Here is a 15,170-nt window from a genome sequence, read left to right on the forward strand (position 1 = left end):
CCTGACTCAGGTCAGGCAGGCGCGGACCGCCGCGATCAGGTTGCGCGAGCGGATGTCGCCGGTCACCCCCGGCTGCATCCCGTTGGTCACGTACCCGAAGCCGATCCCGAGCTCCGGATCGGCGAAGCCCAGCGAACCGCCGCGCCCCGGGTGCCCGAAGGCGGCCGGCGAGGACATCGGCGAGGTCGGGCCGTGCCGGAAGAACCCGTGCCCGAACCGGGAGTTGACGATCAGGACGCGGTCCGGACCGTCCGAGGCCGGCCCCGCCGCCTCGGCCAGCGTCCGCTCGTCGAAGAGCGCCGGCAGCACCTCGCCGGGCCGGCCGCCGTGCCGGTCCGCGACCCCGATCAGCGCCGCGTAGAAGCGCGCCACCGAGCGGGCCGTGCCGATCCCGTTGGCGCCGGGGATCTCCGCAGCCTGGGCCGCCGGGTCGTTCAGGTCCAGCGCCGGCCGGACGACCGCGAAGGCGCGCGCGGTGAGCGAGGCCGGGTCCTGGTAGGCGTCCACCACCGACTGCTTGGGCCGCAGCCGCAGCCCGCTCGGCCCCGCCTGCGCGGCGGCAGCGGGCGCCGGCAGGTCCACCAGCCGGCCGACCCGCGGCGCGGCCTCGGCGGGCAGGCCGATCCACAGGTCGAGACCGAGCGGCCGGGCGATCTCCTCGGTGAAGTAGCGCCCGACGGTGCGTCCGCTGACCCTGCGGACCACCTCACCGACCAACCAGCCGAAGGTGTACGGGTGGTAGCCGTGCGCGCTGCCCGGCTCCCAGGCCGGCGCCTGCGCGGCCACCGCGGCGACCGCCGGCTCCCACGCGAGCACGTCCTCCACCCGCAGCGGCACGTCCAGCGCCGGCAGTCCGGCCCGGTGCGAGAGCAGCCAGCGGACGGGCACGCGCTCCTTGCCCGCCGCCTTGAACTCCGGCCAGTAGGAGGCCACCGGCGCGTCCAGGTCGAGCTGTCCGCGCTGGGCGAGCAGCAGCGCACTCGCCGCCGTCAGACCCTTGGTGACGGAACGCAGCAGCTGCGCGGTGTCCGCCGTCCAGGCCACCGCCGGAGCCGGCCGCCCGCCGACCTCCGGCCGCGCGTCCCCGCCCCACAGGTCGACCGTCTTGCGCCCGCGCACGTAGAGCGCGAATGCGGCACCGAGTTCGCCGTAGTCGGAGAAGTTCCGCGCGAACGCCTCGCGAACCGGCTCGTACCCCTCGGCCGTCTCACCCCAGATCTCCACCACCGCGCGCCGCCTTGCCTCGGTTCGTCACACCCCTACGTGCTTCGAACCTTAGTCTGATCATCATGAGTGATCCTTCAGAGGAACTGCTGAACGTCGTCGACCACCAGGACCGGGTCATCGACACCGTGGCCAGAGGCGAGGTCTACCGGCGGCGACTGACGCACCGGTGCGTGATGATCCTGGTCCGAAACGCCGAGGGGCGGATTTTCGTGCACCGGCGGTCGTCCGACAAACTTTTCGCGCCGGGGGCGTACGACATCTTCGTAGGGGGCGTGGTGGGCGCGGGCGAGACCTACGCCGAGGCCGCCGTCCGCGAGGCGGAAGAGGAACTCGGGGTCAGTGGGATCCGGCCCGAGCCACTCTTCAAGTTCCTCTTCGAACAGGAGAACTATTCCTGGTTCTGCGATGTCTACCGCGCCGAGTGGACCGGCGCGGTCTCCCCGCAGGCCGAGGAGATCGACTGGCACGACTGGCTGACCGACGAGGAGGTCGCCGAGCGCCTGCGCAGCTGGGACTTCGTCCCCGACAGCCGCGAGGCCTACCGCCGCTACCTCGCGGCGGACTCCGCGTCCGGCTCCTCGTCCGCCTCCTCGTCCTCGTAGGGGTCCCACTCCGGGTGCTCGGCGGTCGCCCAGAGCGGGTCCACGCTGCCCGTGCGCATACCCAGCCGAGCCCCCGGATCCTTGGACGCCATCCAGACGTGCCCCGCGACCACCACGCCGACCGCCAGCGCCAGCCAGTCGTGCACGAAGCTCGCGCCGACCCGCCAGGAGAGCGGCGACAGGTCGGTGAACCACATCAGCAGCCCGGTCCCGAGCATCACCAGCGCGGCCCCCGCGATCCACCCCGCGAAGACCTTCTGCCCGGCGTTGAACTTCCCCGCCCGACGCCGGTGACTGCGCCGCAGAGCCGCCCGCAGCCAGTCCCAGTCGTACGGCGCGAAGCGGTTGAGCCGGCCCAGGTCGCGCCGCAGCGCGCGCGAGGCGAGGCCGACCAGCACCGGCACCGGCAGCAGCAGCCCGGCCCACTCGTGCACGACCACCAGCAGGCGGCGCCGCCCGACCAGCACCGCCAGCTGCGGCAGGTAGAGGAAGGCCGCGGTGATCACGCAGGTCATCATCAGGGTCGCGGTGGCCCGGTGCGCCCAGCGCTCGGCCGGGGTGAAGCGGGGCAGCCGCGCCGGCCGCCCGGGGTCAGCTGGTCGGGGCATCGTCGCGTCCGTTCGACTTGCCGACCCAGGCGTCGGTGTCATAGCCGAAGTCCTCCCAGTAGCCGCGTTCGACGGTGGAGGTGAGGGTGATGCCCGAGAGCCACTTCGCCGACTTGTAGAAGTACATCGGAGCGACGTAGAGCCGCACCGGTCCGCCGTGGTCGTGGGTGACCGGCTTGTCCTGCATCCTGAGCGCGACCAGCACGTCGTCACGACGCGCCTGGTCCAGCGTGAGGCTCTCGCGGTAGGTGCCGTCGAAGCAGCTGAACTTCACGGCGGTGGCGCCCGAGCGCACCCCCGCGGCGTCCAGCAGATCGGCCAGCTTCACGCCCTCGAACGGCGTGCCGGGCACCCGCCAGCCGGTCACGCACTGCACGTCGTGGACGATCCGGTGCTGCGGGAGGGCCTGGAGGTCGGCCAGCGCGTAGCTGGCGGGCTTGTCCACCAGGCCGTCGACCGTCAGCCGGTAGTCGGTGGGGGCGTCGACCGCGCCGGTGACCGAGTAGTACTCGAAACCGCCGGAGTCGGGCAGCAGACCGGTCAGGCCGGTCGGATCCTGCCGCGAGACGGCGGAGATCACCGAACCCACCGCACGTTGGAGGACCGGACCGGCGGCGACCCCGGCCGCGCCGAGTCCGAGCATGCCCAGCACCAGCCGTCGGCCGATCGGGGTACCGCTGGTCGGTGGATTGTCGTTCACACGGCAATTGTCGTCACAGCGGTACCGATCCGAACACCTCTGGGTGGAAACGTCAGACTTTCTTCATCTTTGCCGATCCCGTCACCGGTCCCCGCGCCGAACTGACGCCCGACTAAGGTGAGCAGCTATGGCTTCCCGTACGCCCGCAGCGGCACCCAGGTCCCCGCAGCGGCGCAGGCTCAGCGTGGACGAGCGCCGCGAGCAGCTGATCGCCGTCGCCCTGGAGCTGTTCAGCGCCCGGCCGCCGGAGGAGGTGTCGATCGACGACATCGCGGCCGCCGCCGGCGCCTCCCGACCGCTGGTGTACCACTACTTCCCCGGGAAGCAGGCGATCTACGAGGAGTCGCTGCGGCGGGCCGGCCAGGAGCTGGCCGGGCGCTTCGAGGAGCCTGCGGTCGGACCGCTCTCCGAGCGGCTCTACCGCGTGATGGGCCGCTACCTGGACTTCGTGGAGAGCCACGGCCCCGGCTTCGAGGCGCTGCTGCGCGGCGGCTCGGTCGCCGCCAGCCCGGGCACCAACGCGGTGATCGACGAGGTCCGGCGGGCCGCGCACGACCAGATCCTCGCGCACCTGGCGCTGGCCCGGCCCAGTGCCGCACTGCGCCTGACGGTGCGGGTCTGGATCGCCAACGCCGAGATCAGCTCGCTGGAGTGGCTGGCCGCCGAGCAGCGCCAACCGCGCGAGGAGCTCCAACTGCGGCTGGTCCAGGACTTCGTCGCGGCGCTGACGGTGACCGCCGCACGGGAGCCGGATCCGGCACTGGCGCAGGCCATGGTCGGCTTCCTGAGCGCCGAGCGCGTCGGCAGCCCGACCGGTTCCCTGGTCGGCGCCCTGGCCGCGCTGCTCGCGGTCCCCGGGCTGGCCGAGGCCGTCGGGCCGCTGCTGGAGCGTGTCTGATAGAAAAGCACCGGTACGTCGAACAGGGCAGAACGGGGGGCTCCGGACCATGACGCAGGACGGCTACGCCGGCGGGGGTACGGCGACAGCAGCCGCCGCCGACCGGATCTCAGCAAGTGTGGACTCGCTGGCACAGGCCCTGCTCGGGACGGACGTGACCCGCCAGCCGCTCAGCGCGCTCACCGGGTTCCGCGCGCCCGGCGCGCCCTCCCCCGCGCCCGCGCTCTTCGACCACTGGCTCACCGTCTCCGGCCCCGGACGCCTCGCGGTGCGCGGCCTCGGCACGCTGGTCGCGGCCGACCCGGCCACCGCGCCCGCGGCAGGGGACGCGACCGCGACCGTCGAACGGCTGCTGGCCCGCTACGGCCACGCGCCGGTGCGCGGCGTGGCCCTGCCGGCGGACGCGGCGGCCTTCCAACTCCCCGTCAGCGCCGAGCCGTCGGGGGCGCAGCTGCGCCCCGAGTTCTCCGCTCCGCTGGCCCGCCTGGCCGCCGGACGGCAGACCCTGACGCCCGCCGAACTGTCCACCGGCAGCGGCGTGCAGGTCCGGCTCGCGGTCCCGCCGGCCTTCCACGCGCTGACGGTGCGCGGCGGCACCGAGGAGCTGGCCGAGCAGCTCGCCGAGGTCGCGGACGAGCTGTTCGCCTCCGCCGGTACGGCCGCGCGACGGGACTGGGCGGTGGTCGGCGCGCTGCTGGCCGACGCGGTGGAGGCGGCCGGCGTGCTCTACGCCGGGGTGGCGGCGGTGGAGATCGAGGGACGGCCGAGCAACGCCTCGCTCGTCGTCGCGCTGCACCGCGACCCGAACCCGATCACCGAGCTCGCCGCCGAACTGGCCAACTCCCGCCCGCACGCCGAGGTCTGGACGGTGATCCTGCCCTCGGGGCCGGCCGCCGTGCTGGTCCAGGGGCGGACCTCGGCGGTCCCCGGCGCCCTGAGCGAGGACGGCGCGCGCCGCTGGACGGTGGCGTCCGTGGTGCAGGCGTTCCTGCCGCTGCCGGACGGCGCCTCGGTGCTGACGGTGCAGCTCGGGACGGCGCAGCGCGAGGACTGGGCGCTGTACACCGAGGTCTTCGCGGAGCTGCTGCAGAGCATCGAGTTCGGCTGGGACGGAGTCCCGGCGGCGCCGCCGCTCCCGACGCCCACACCTGCACCCGCCCCCGCGCCCGCACCCGCGCCGCTCCCCGCAGCTCCGGTACTCCCGCCACCGCCGCCGACCGCCCCGCCGACCGCCCCGCCGGCCACGCCGCCTGCGCCGCCCGCACGCAGCAAGGGCACCCCGGTCAACATCCCGCCGCCGGACTTCGACCCCTTCGCCCCCCAGCCCGAAACCCCCGCCGCACCAGCCGGCACGGCACCGCCCGCACCCGTGCGGGACCCGTTCTCCTGACCGGTCAGCCGTCTCAGCCGTCTCAGCCGTCCGCCTCGCACACCGGCACCCGGTACACCCGCCGGATGCTGCTCCCCAGCCGGACCACGTCGGCTCCGTAGACGTGGATCGAGATCGCCGTCGCCGTACAGGAGTTCTGCACCCGGTGGATGTCACCGGGCGGGGCGAAGCCGCAGACCGAGCCCTCGGGGTTGACCACGTCCTCGGTCGCGGTCAGCCGGGCGCCGTCGCCGGCGGGCACCAGCCGGTAGCGGCGCTCGCTCTCCACCCCCTGGTGGACGCCGGTGACGCACCACGAGACGTGGTCGTGGATCGAGGTCTGCTGGCCGGGCAGCCAGACCAGCGCGACGACCGAGAAGCTCCCATCCGACTCGGCGTGCAGCACGTGCTGCCGGTAGCTGTCGGGGTTCCCCTCCTGCTGCTGCCCGGTCAGCAGGTCCGCTCTGCCCAGGTACGGCCGCAGCCGCTCACCCACCAGGTAGGCGGTCAGCTCGGGGGCGTCGCCGCGGGCCACCACCGCACGGATCTCGGAGACGAGCGCGTCGGTCAGCACCGTGGTGCGGACGGAAAGGGTCGGCACGGTCATGCCGCCAAGCCTGCGGCCGACCGGGCGGCGCCGTCCAAGGAGGGTTTCTTCGCCTCACCCAACTTGCCCTTATGACCGGGTGCCTGACATCACGTCAGCAGCCGACCCGGGCGGCCGCAGCCGCCTTCAGCTCGTTCAGCACCAGGGTGGTGGCCGGCAGCGGCAGGTGCTCGCGCAGCACGTACGCGAAGACCTCGCGCCGCACGTGCGGCTCCAGCGCCCGACCGGTGACCTTGCGGTGGTTGAGGAAGGAGAGCACCAGCGAGGGGACCACCGCCAGGCCGACCCCGACCGCCACCAGGCTCTGGATGGCCAGGTTGTCGTCCGTGGTGAAGACGATGTCCGGCTCGATGCCCTCCTCCGCGCAGACGTGCAGGAAGTTGGCCCGGCAGCGCGGACAGCCGGCGATCCAGCGGGCCCCGGCGAGCTCGGTCAACCGGACGGCGTGCCGGCGGGCCAGCGGGTGCCCGACCGGCAGCAGGACCGTCAGCAGGTCCTCCATCAGCCGTATCTCGACCAGCTCGGGCGGCACCTCGGAGTTCATCCCCGGGTAGCGGAACGCGAGCGCGATGTCGCACTCGCCGGCCAGCAGGCGGTGCAGCGACTCCGGCGGCTCGGCCTCCAGCAACTCGACCCGCACGCCGGGGTTCTCGGCCAGCAGCCGGGCCATCGCCTCGGGGATCAGCGTGGCGTTGGCGCTGGGGAAGGCGCAGACCCGGACCCGTCCCGCGCGCAGCCGCGACAGCGCCTGTAACTGCTGCTGCGCGGCGCCCAGGTTGCCGAGGATCACCTCGGCGTGCCGGGCCAGCGTCTCGCCGGCCTCGGTCAACCGCATCCGCCGCCCGGCGCGGGCGAACAGCGGCAGCCCGACCTCCCGTTCCAGCGCCTTGATCTGCTGGGTGACGGCCGGCTGGGTGTAGCCGAGCGACTTGGCCGCCCCGGTGTACGAGCCGGCGTTCACGACTTCGTGGAAGGTCCGGATGTGCCGGGTGTCCAACATCGCTGAATCATAAGCAGAACTTGGGATGCTGGGACACTCCATCGGCTCAACCGATCATCAGTCCCAGTGGACGCATCACCGGTTCGCCTCTCGGCGCCCCTTGAGCAGATACCCCAGCACCCCGCCGGCCAGCAGCGTACCGGCCAGCGCGATCCACAGCGGCGCGGTCACCGTGAAGAACCAGAACTGGATCCGCACCGGGTTCAGGTTGGCCAGCAGGAACCAGAGTGCCAGCGCGGCGATCACCACGATGACGACGACCCGGGTGGGGATCCCCGCGATCTCACTCTTCTTCTTCTGGCCGGAGAAGGACGCACCGTCCGGGTTCTTGGTCACAGCGGCAGTCTGCTCGCGCCGCCCGCGGCCCGCCCGCCGCTACGCGCAGCGCTGCGCCGGACAGCGCAGTCGTGTCCCTCCTTCAGGTGAGCTCCACTCAGCCCGACCAGCACATTCGTCCCCTGCGACGGGAACACTCGCGTGGACTGGCAGGTTCACCCAGTGGCAGCACTGGACAAATCCGGAGGCAGTTCTTCCTGTGAGCACCATTCCCACCGTCACCCTGAACAACGGCGTGCGGATCCCGCAGCTCGGCTTCGGCGTCTGGCAGGTCCCGGACGACGAGGCGGCCGCCGCCGTCCGCACCGCCATCGAGGCCGGCTACCGCAGCATCGACACCGCCGCGATCTACGAGAACGAGGTCGGCACCGGTCAGGGCATCCGGCAGGCCGGCGTGGCCCGCGAGGAGCTCTTCGTCACCACCAAGCTGTGGAACAGCGGCACGGCCGACTGGACCGGCCAGGCCGGCCGCGACGCCGTGCTGAGCGCATTCGACGACTCGCTGCGCAAGCTCGGCACCGACTACGTCGACCTCTACCTGATCCACTGGCCGCGCCCGATGCACGGCAGCTACGCCAACGTCTGGCAGGCCTTCGAGCAGCTGCTCGCCGACGGCCGGGCGAAGGCGATCGGCGTCTCCAACTTCGGCCAGGAGCAGCTGACCCGGCTCTTCGAGACCAGCTCGGTGGTCCCGGCGCTGAACCAGGTCGAGCTGCACCCGCACTTCCCGCAGCACGAGCTGCGCGCCTTCCACGCCGAGCACGGCATCGCCACCGAGGCCTGGAGCCCGCTGGGCCAGGGCAAGGAGCTGCTGGCGGAGCCGCCGCTGGTCGCCATCGCCGAGAAGCACGGCCGCACGGTGGCTCAGGTGGTGCTGCGCTGGCACCTGCAGAGCGGCGTCATCGCGATCCCGAAGTCCGTGACCCCCTCGCGGATCAAGGAGAACCTGGACGTGGCCGGCTTCGAGCTGGACGCCGACGACCTCGCGGCCATCGCCGCCACCGAGACGGGCAAGCGGCTCGGCCCGGACCCGCAGGGCTTCGACTGGAACTGATCCCGGCCCAGTGGTGAAGGGGTCCGCACCATCAGGTGCGGACCCCTTCACCACTGACGCGAAAACCACGCAGAACCTGTGGCGAATCGTTACGCCACGGACTCCAGTCGGGCCGCCTTCGCCAGCAGGATGAGCGCCTTCTCGTGGTCGACCTCCTCCAGCGGCGAGAGCAGCAGCCGCTGCACCTGCGCCACCGCGGCGGAGGAGCTGTGCAGCAGCTCCTGGCCGGTCGGGGAGAGCGAGAGCAGGTTGCGCCGCCCGTCCGAGGGGTCGCGCCGACGCAGCACCAGGCCGCGCCGGACCAGCCGACTGACCATCTCGGCCATCGTCGCCTTGTCCAGCGACGCCAGCTCGCCGACCGTGCGCTGGTCGGCACCCGGCTCGGTCTCCAGGGCGTCCAGCACGGCGTACTGAGGCGCCGTCAGATCCGATCCGATGTACTCGGACCAGAGCTTGGTGTGCACCTGCTGGCCGACCCGGATGAGGTAGCCGACCGCCCGCTGGGCGTCCAGCAGCGGCCGCGCGTCGGTGAGCGCGGCCACTGCGGCCGGCTCCAGCCTGGCTATCTTGGCGAGCACCCGGACGAGTTCGAGCTGCTCCTCGGGCGCCAGCGGCTCGAAGAGGGTCCGCTGCACGCGCACCACACCTCCGGTGGCCTCACGGACCGCCTGGGCGCCGTTCTGCGAGAGTGCGAGCAGCTTGCGCCGGCCGTCCGCCGGATCGCGTCGGCGCAGCACGAGGCCGCGCCGCACCAGCCGAGCGACCATCTCGGCCATCGTCGCCTTGTCCAGCGACGCCCGCTCCCCCACCGTGCGCTGGTCGGCGCCGGGTTCGAGTGCGAGCGTGAGCAGGACAGCGAACTGAGGAGCCGTCAGTTCGGCTCCGACGTGTTCGGACCACAGCCGCGTGTGCACCTGCTGGGCCACGCGGATGAGGTGTCCGGGCGACTGCTGAAGTCGTCCGGGTACACGGGTCGTCGGGATCTCCCCCAGCACCATGAATCCGTCCTGATGTCACACCCGGCGTGCTGTGGGACACCCGGGCGGGGCAGTAGCGGCGTGCTGGTCTCCCCCGGTGGCAGATCGTCATCAACCGCAGTGATGTCGACCCGGATCGAGGGGAGCTCCGCCGTGCAGCCGACGGCTGCTGGCGCACACTATACAAACGCTTGCTGGGTTCCGGCAGGCAGGGGCGGATAGTAGACGGATGTTCGGTCGACTTGTGGTATTTCGTCCCGCGTCGACCCTGTGAGTACCCGCTCGCACGCACCCGATTGACCCTGCGTACGAACTCTTCGGCGCGGGGTCGGCGACACCCTGGATCTCCATCCTACCCGCCGGTAGGGTGACCGGGCAGCGCTCGCCGCACCGCCCCTGACGGCCACTTTCCGGCCCCCGCCGGCAGCCCTGCGCACGGCCCGGTTCACCACTGAGAGAGACGAGTTATTCGTATGACCGAGACCGATCAGACCAGCACTCCCCGGGTCGCCGTCGTCACCGGCGCAGCCCGCGGCATCGGTGCCGCGACCGCCCTGCGGCTGGCCGCGGACGGCTACGCCGTCGCCGTGGTCGACCTGGAGGAATCCGCCGGAAAGGACACCGTCGACCGGATCGTCGCCGCCGGCGGCCGGGCCCTGGCCGTGGGCGCGGACGTCTCGGACGCCACCCAGGTACAGGCCGCCGTGGACCGGATCGCCGCCGAACTCGGCGCCCCTGTCGTGCTGGTGAACAACGCCGGTGTGCTGCGCGACAACCTGCTCTTCAAGATGTCCGAGACCGACTGGGACACCGTGATGAACGTCCACCTGCGCGGCGCCTTCCTGATGACCCGCGCCGTGCAGAAGCACATGGTGGACGCGGGCTTCGGCCGGATCGTCAACCTCTCCTCGTCCTCCGCGCAGGGCAACCGCGGCCAGGCCAACTACTCCGCCGCCAAGGCCGGCCTGCAGGGCTTCACCAAGACGCTGGCCATCGAACTGGGCAAGTTCGGCATCACCGCCAACGCCGTCGCCCCCGGCTTCATCGCCACCGACATGACCGCGGCCACCGCGGCCCGCGTGGGCATGGAGTTCGAGGCCTTCAAGCAGGCCGCCGCCACCCAGATCCCGGTCAACCGCGTCGGCTACCCGGAGGACATCGCCCACACCATCTCGTTCCTCACCAGCGAGGGCGCGGGCTTCGTCTCGGGCCAGGTCATCTACGTCGCCGGTGGACCGCTCGACTAGTACAGACGACGTAGCCGCAGTGCTCCGCACGTCCCCCGGGACGGGAGCACTGCGGCCGCAGATTCACTCGGACCGGTCACAGTGGCTGAACGTCAGCACAGACTGCCGATCCCAGAAGCACGTTTTCCCGGCATATTCCCAGCTCATCCACAGTCAACTGTGACCCGGGCGGCAGACCGCCCAGCCGATCACAGGACTTATCGGCACGGAATCTCTACAACACTGGACCTACGACTGGGCGAGCGCGCGCAGCCGGGCCGCCTCGGCGACCATGGCGGCACGTTCGGCACGGCGGGCCTTGCGGGCCTCGTCGGCACCGACCGGTTCCACCACGTGGAAACAGGCCCCGCAGACGTACCCTCCCTCCGGTCCCTCGGAGACCGGGGCACCGCAGTGTGCGCAGTACCGGGAGTAGGTGACGGTGGCGACCATGACGACCTCGCATCGGGTACGAAGAGTTCCCTCAAGGTAGCGTCTTGATGCCACATCAGAAAGAGCGTCCCGACGGGTGGACCCGGCCGCCCCGCGCGACCCGGTCAGCTGTCGGCGCCGTGCCCGGCCATCGAGCCGGTGCCGTCGCAGGTCCGGCAGGGCTCCTCGCGGTAGGCCTGCTTGCTGCCGTCGGCCGAGACCCGGTAGCGGGTATAGGTGCCGGTGCCCTTGCAGAGGAAGCAGTTCCCCCCGCCGTCCCGCTCCGTCGTACCGGTCCCCTTGCACGTGCGGCACTGCAGACCGGCCAGCCGCCCGGTGCCGGTGCAGATGGTGCACACCGCGATGCTCACGCCGGTCCTGCCTTCCGTACGCCCCCACCGGGGGTCGATCCTCCCTATTAAAGGGCCGTCCCACGAGCCTAGCGCCCGACGTAGCCTGGAAATGTCCGAGTCACGACGGCGACGGAGGCGACCACCATGCGTGCCACCACACCGCGCCGCTGGCGCAGCGGCACCGAGCCGCGGTTCGCGCGCAGCGACCTGAAGCTGCGCTTCCTGCTCTCGGTGATCTTCACACCGTTCTTCGCGCTGATCACCGCCGCCTTCGCGGTCTTCGCCGCCCGCGCGAATCCGACCAGCGTCCCCAGCCGGGGCACCCTGGTCGGATTCGCGATCGCCTGCTTCGTGCTCACCGTGTTCGCCGCCATCGACCTCTGGGTGGTGATCCGCCGCCGCCAGGTCGAGCTGTGAGTCTCAGCGGCCGCCGACGGCCTGCTTGACCAGGGTGCGCCCGAAGTCCCACATCAGGCCGCTGCCGCGGTGCGCGTCGTCCATCACCTCGGTGAAAGCGTCGACGAAGCGGTCCACCTCGCGCTCGGTGATGATCAGCGGCGGGATCAGCTTGATCACTTCCAGGTGGTCGCCGGAGACCTGGGTCAGGATCCGGTGGCGCTGGAGCAGCGGGACCACCACCATCTGCGCGAACAGGCCCTTGCGGGCCGCCTGGAGCGCCGTCCAACCGGTGCGCAGCTTCAGCGACTTGGGCCTGCCGAACTCGATGCCGATCATCAGCCCGCGGCCGCGGACCTCGGCCAGCAGCTCGTACCGCTCGGTCAGCGCGGCCAGCCGCTCGCGGAACAGGTCGCCGACCCGGCGGGCGTTCTCGACCACCTTCTCGTCCTGCATGACGTGCAGCGTGGCGAGGCCGGCCGCCATCGCCTGCGCGTTGGAGCCGAAGCTGGCGGAGTGCACCAGCACCCGGTCCATCGAGGAGTAGACCTTCTCGAAGATCCAGTTCTTGCCGAGGGTGGCACCGATCGGCACATAGCCGCCGGAGAGCGCCTTGGCCGCGCAGACCAGGTCCGGCAGCACACCCTCCTCGTCCTGGTAGGCGAAGAACGCGCCCGTTCGCCCGATCCCGGTCTGCACCTCGTCGCAGATCAGCAGCGCCTTGTGCTCGTGCAGCAGCTCCTGCGCCGCGCGCAGCCAACCGGGCGGGGCGGCGTTCACGCCCTTGCCCTGGATCGGCTCGACGATCAGCGCGGCGACGTCCCCCTTGCGCAGCTCGCCCGTGAGCGCGTCGAGGTCGCCGAGCGGGATCGCGGTGTCCGGCAGCAGCGGGTCGAACCCCTTGCGGAACCCGCTCTCGCCGTTGACCGAGAGCGATCCGGTGGTGAGGCCGTGGAAGGCGTGGTCGCAGTAGAGGACCCGGCGCCGGCCGGTCGCGTACCGGGCGAACTTCAGCGCCGTCTCGACCGCCTCGGTACCGCTGTTGGAGAAGAACACCCGGTCCAGGCCCGGCGAGCGGGCGATCAGCTGCTCGGCGAGCAGGCCGGGCAGCGGCGGGCAGTCGAAGCGGGTCAGGTCCGGCAGGTCCAGGTCCATCACCTGCCGGATCGCGTCGCGGACCACCGGGTGGTGCCGGCCGAGCGCGAAGATGCCGAAGCCGGCCAGCATGTCGAGGTACTCGTTGCCCTGGTCGTCGTAGAAGTACGCGCCGCTGGCGCGGTCGTACGTCTTGTCGAAGCCGATGGTGTGCAGCATCCGCGGGAGCTGCGGATTGAGGTAGCGGCTGTGCAGCTCGTACCGCTCGCCGCCGCGCTCGGCGAGCAGGCGAGCGAGGTCGAGGCCGTCGGGGGTGGAGGGGCTCGGTGAGTCAGCTGGCACGGGGCTCGTTCACTCCTCGGGTAGGCAGCAGGTGCTTGGCGAAGACGGCCGTCTCGGCGGCGATGCCCGTCCCGGTCAGGCCGGCCTCCTCCATGATCTCCCCGCGGGAGGCGTGTGCGAGGAACTCCTGGGCAAGTCCCAGGTCCCGCAGCGGGGTGTCGACGTCGGCGTCGCGCAGCGCCTGGGCGATCGCCGCGCCGACGCCGCCGGTCCGGCCGTTGTCCTCGACGGTGACCACCAGGCGGTGCTGGGCGGCCAGCCGCGGCAGCGCCGGGTCGACCGGCTTGACCCAGCGCGGGTCCACGACCGTGGTGGCGAAGCCGTCCGCGGTGAGCAGCGCGGCGGCGTCCAGGCAGGCCGTCGCCATGGTGCCGACCGAGACCAGCAGGATGTCCTGACCGGTGCGCCCGGGGACGGTGGTGCGCTGCAGCACGTCCACGCCGCCGACCTGTTCGATGGCCGGGACGACCGGCCCGACCTCGCCCTTGGGGAAGCGCACCACGGTCGGCGCGCCGGCGACCTCGACCGCCTCGCGCAGCTGGGCGCGCAGCTGGTCGGCGTCGCGCGGGGCGGCCAGCCGCAGCCTGGGGACGACCTGGAGGATCGACATGTCCCACATGCCGTTGTGCGAGGCGCCGTCGTTGCCGGTCACCCCGGCCCGGTCGAGGACGAAGGTGACGCCCAGGCGGTGCAGCGCCACGTCCATCAGGACCTGGTCGAAGGCCCGGTTGAGGAAGGTCGCGTAGACCGCGACCACCGGGTGCAGACCGGCTGTCGCCAGGCCCGCGGCGCTGGCCACCGCGTGCTGCTCGGCGATGCCGACGTCGAAGGTCCGCTCCGGGTAGGCCTTGGAGAACGGTGCCAGACCCACCGGCTGGAGCATGGCGGCGGTGATCGCCACGATGTCCTTGCGCCGACCGCCGAGTTCGAGCAGCTCGTCGCCGAAGACCGACGTCCAGGAGGTGCCGCCGGCCGGCGAGATCGGCAGGCAGGTGTACGGGTCCATGGCGCCCACCGCGTGGAAGCGGTCGGCCTCGTCCAGCTCGGCGGGACGGTAGCCGCGGCCCTTGACGGTCAGGCAGTGCACGATGACCGGGCCGCCGAACCCGCGGGCCCGGCGCAGCGCCGACTCCACGGCGGCGATGTCGTGGCCGTCGATCGGGCCGACGTACTTGAGCCCGAGGTCCTCGAACATGCCCTGCGGGGCGAAGGAGTCCTTGAACCCCTTCTTCGCGCCGTGCAGCGCCTCGAAGATCGGCTGGCCGACCACCGGTGTGCGCTGCAGGGCCTCCTTGCCCCAGGCCAGGAAGCGCTCGTAGCCCTGGGTGGTGCGCAGCGTGGCGAGGTGGTTGGCCAGGCCGCCGATGGTCTTGGCGTAGGAGCGCTCGTTGTCGTTGACCACGATGACCAGCGGACGGTCCTGGGCCTCGGCGATGTTGTTCAGCGCCTCCCAGGCCAGCCCGCCGGTGAGCGCGCCGTCGCCGATCACCGCGACGGTCTGCCGGTCGGCGCGGCCCTGCAACTGGTGCGCCTTGGCGATCCCGTCGGCGTAGCCGAGCACCGTGGAGGCGTGCGAGTTCTCGATCACGTCGTGCTCGGACTCGGCCCGGGAGGGGTAGCCGGAGAGCCCGCCCTTGGAGCGCAGCCGGCTGAAGTCCTGACGTCCGGTGAGCAGCTTGTGCACGTAGGCCTGGTGCCCGGTGTCCCAGAGGATGCGGTCGTTCGGCGAGTCGAAGACCCGGTGCAACGCGATGGTGAGCTCCACGACCCCGAGGTTGGGCCCGAGGTGGCCGCCGGTCCGGGTGACCGAGTCGATCAGGAACTCCCGGATCTCCTGGGCCAGCTGCGGCAGCCGGCTGGCCGGCAGCCGCTTGAGATCGGCTGGTCCGTGGACGGACGACAGGAGTGACATGGCTCCACCTCTCGGATCGGTACGCGGATCGGTACG

The 15,170-nt window shown here is 71.9% G+C and carries 17 protein-coding genes; 6 read left to right on the forward strand and 11 right to left on the reverse strand.

Annotation, left to right across the window (positions count from 1 at the left end; genetic code table 11):
- Window positions 1–6: 6 nt before the first annotated feature.
- Window positions 7–1,227 carry a serine hydrolase domain-containing protein gene (locus P3T37_RS27675; RefSeq protein WP_280726625.1) on the reverse strand — a complete coding sequence of 407 codons (1,221 nt, stop codon included), beginning with the start codon at window positions 1,225–1,227 and terminating at the stop codon, window positions 7–9.
- Window positions 1,228–1,289: 62 nt separating this feature from the next.
- On the opposite strand from P3T37_RS27675, the gene P3T37_RS27680 reads away from it, so the two are divergent.
- Window positions 1,290–1,829 carry an NUDIX domain-containing protein gene (locus tag P3T37_RS27680; protein ID WP_280726626.1) on the forward strand — a complete coding sequence of 180 codons (540 nt, stop codon included), beginning with the start codon at window positions 1,290–1,292 and terminating at the stop codon, window positions 1,827–1,829.
- Here P3T37_RS27680 and P3T37_RS27685 read toward each other — a convergent pair.
- Both P3T37_RS27685 and P3T37_RS27690 read right to left on the reverse strand, forming a co-directional pair.
- Window positions 1,775–2,437 (reverse strand): cytochrome b/b6 domain-containing protein, encoded by a 663-nt coding sequence (locus P3T37_RS27685; protein WP_280726627.1) that lies wholly within the window; start codon window positions 2,435–2,437, stop codon window positions 1,775–1,777. The genes P3T37_RS27680 and P3T37_RS27685 overlap by 55 nt on opposite strands.
- On the reverse strand, window positions 2,421–3,080 hold the full coding sequence (locus P3T37_RS27690; RefSeq protein ID WP_280726688.1) for a molybdopterin-dependent oxidoreductase: 660 nt from the start codon (window positions 3,078–3,080) through the stop codon (window positions 2,421–2,423). The genes P3T37_RS27685 and P3T37_RS27690 overlap by 17 nt, the downstream gene beginning before the upstream one ends.
- 184 nt (window positions 3,081–3,264) lie before the next feature.
- Here P3T37_RS27690 and P3T37_RS27695 point away from each other — a divergent pair, with 184 nt between their 5' ends.
- Complete coding sequence (locus P3T37_RS27695) at window positions 3,265–4,035, forward strand: TetR/AcrR family transcriptional regulator (RefSeq protein WP_280726628.1); 771 nt, start codon at window positions 3,265–3,267, stop codon at window positions 4,033–4,035.
- A 49-nt stretch (window positions 4,036–4,084) separates the two neighbouring features.
- Window positions 4,085–5,425: a hypothetical protein gene (locus P3T37_RS27700; protein WP_280726629.1), complete on the forward strand. Its 1,341-nt coding sequence runs from the start codon at window positions 4,085–4,087 to the stop codon at window positions 5,423–5,425.
- A 22-nt stretch (window positions 5,426–5,447) separates the two neighbouring features.
- On the opposite strand, the gene P3T37_RS27705 is transcribed toward P3T37_RS27700, so the two are convergent.
- The 3 genes from P3T37_RS27705 to P3T37_RS27715 all read right to left on the reverse strand — a co-directional run bounded on the left by P3T37_RS27705 (window position 5,448) and on the right by P3T37_RS27715 (window position 7,347).
- On the reverse strand, window positions 5,448–6,011 hold the full coding sequence (locus P3T37_RS27705) for a cysteine dioxygenase family protein (RefSeq protein WP_280726630.1): 564 nt from the start codon (window positions 6,009–6,011) through the stop codon (window positions 5,448–5,450).
- Window positions 6,012–6,105: 94 nt separating this feature from the next.
- Window positions 6,106–7,011: a LysR family transcriptional regulator gene (locus P3T37_RS27710; protein ID WP_280726631.1), complete on the reverse strand. Its 906-nt coding sequence runs from the start codon at window positions 7,009–7,011 to the stop codon at window positions 6,106–6,108.
- Between the two features lie 75 nt (window positions 7,012–7,086).
- Entirely contained in the window at window positions 7,087–7,347 is a 261-nt protein-coding gene (locus P3T37_RS27715) for a LapA family protein (RefSeq protein WP_280726632.1), read from the reverse strand.
- A gap of 199 nt (window positions 7,348–7,546) precedes the next feature.
- Between P3T37_RS27715 and P3T37_RS27720 the strand changes: the two genes are divergently transcribed.
- Window positions 7,547–8,401: an aldo/keto reductase gene (locus P3T37_RS27720; protein WP_280726633.1), complete on the forward strand. Its 855-nt coding sequence runs from the start codon at window positions 7,547–7,549 to the stop codon at window positions 8,399–8,401.
- Window positions 8,402–8,490: 89 nt separating this feature from the next.
- Here P3T37_RS27720 and P3T37_RS27725 read toward each other — a convergent pair whose 3' ends face one another.
- Window positions 8,491–9,327 carry a MarR family winged helix-turn-helix transcriptional regulator gene (locus P3T37_RS27725; RefSeq protein WP_280726634.1) on the reverse strand — a complete coding sequence of 279 codons (837 nt, stop codon included), beginning with the start codon at window positions 9,325–9,327 and terminating at the stop codon, window positions 8,491–8,493.
- 524 nt (window positions 9,328–9,851) lie between these two features.
- Between P3T37_RS27725 and fabG the strand changes: the two genes are divergently transcribed.
- Window positions 9,852–10,625: a 3-oxoacyl-ACP reductase FabG gene (fabG, locus tag P3T37_RS27730; protein ID WP_280726635.1), complete on the forward strand. Its 774-nt coding sequence runs from the start codon at window positions 9,852–9,854 to the stop codon at window positions 10,623–10,625.
- A gap of 228 nt (window positions 10,626–10,853) precedes the next feature.
- Here the strand turns inward: fabG and P3T37_RS27735 are convergent, their stop codons facing one another.
- Both P3T37_RS27735 and P3T37_RS27740 read right to left on the reverse strand, forming a co-directional pair.
- Window positions 10,854–11,057, reverse strand: a complete 204-nt coding sequence (locus P3T37_RS27735; protein ID WP_035804446.1) for a hypothetical protein — start codon at window positions 11,055–11,057, stop codon at window positions 10,854–10,856.
- Between the two features lie 104 nt (window positions 11,058–11,161).
- On the reverse strand, window positions 11,162–11,407 hold the full coding sequence (locus P3T37_RS27740; RefSeq protein ID WP_280726636.1) for a hypothetical protein: 246 nt from the start codon (window positions 11,405–11,407) through the stop codon (window positions 11,162–11,164).
- A gap of 126 nt (window positions 11,408–11,533) precedes the next feature.
- Here P3T37_RS27740 and P3T37_RS27745 point away from each other — a divergent pair, with 126 nt between their 5' ends.
- Complete coding sequence (locus tag P3T37_RS27745) at window positions 11,534–11,806, forward strand: DUF6343 family protein (RefSeq protein ID WP_280726637.1); 273 nt, start codon at window positions 11,534–11,536, stop codon at window positions 11,804–11,806.
- 3 nt (window positions 11,807–11,809) lie between these two features.
- Here P3T37_RS27745 and P3T37_RS27750 read toward each other — a convergent pair whose 3' ends face one another.
- Complete coding sequence (locus P3T37_RS27750) at window positions 11,810–13,222, reverse strand: aspartate aminotransferase family protein (RefSeq protein WP_280726638.1); 1,413 nt, start codon at window positions 13,220–13,222, stop codon at window positions 11,810–11,812.
- On the reverse strand, window positions 13,212–15,134 hold the full coding sequence (gene dxs, locus P3T37_RS27755) for a 1-deoxy-D-xylulose-5-phosphate synthase (protein WP_280726639.1): 1,923 nt from the start codon (window positions 15,132–15,134) through the stop codon (window positions 13,212–13,214). The genes P3T37_RS27750 and dxs overlap by 11 nt, the downstream gene beginning before the upstream one ends.
- Window positions 15,135–15,170: the final 36 nt, after the last annotated feature.

The organism is Kitasatospora sp. MAA4 (assembly GCF_029893355.1).
Classification (GTDB): domain Bacteria; phylum Actinomycetota; class Actinomycetes; order Streptomycetales; family Streptomycetaceae; genus Kitasatospora.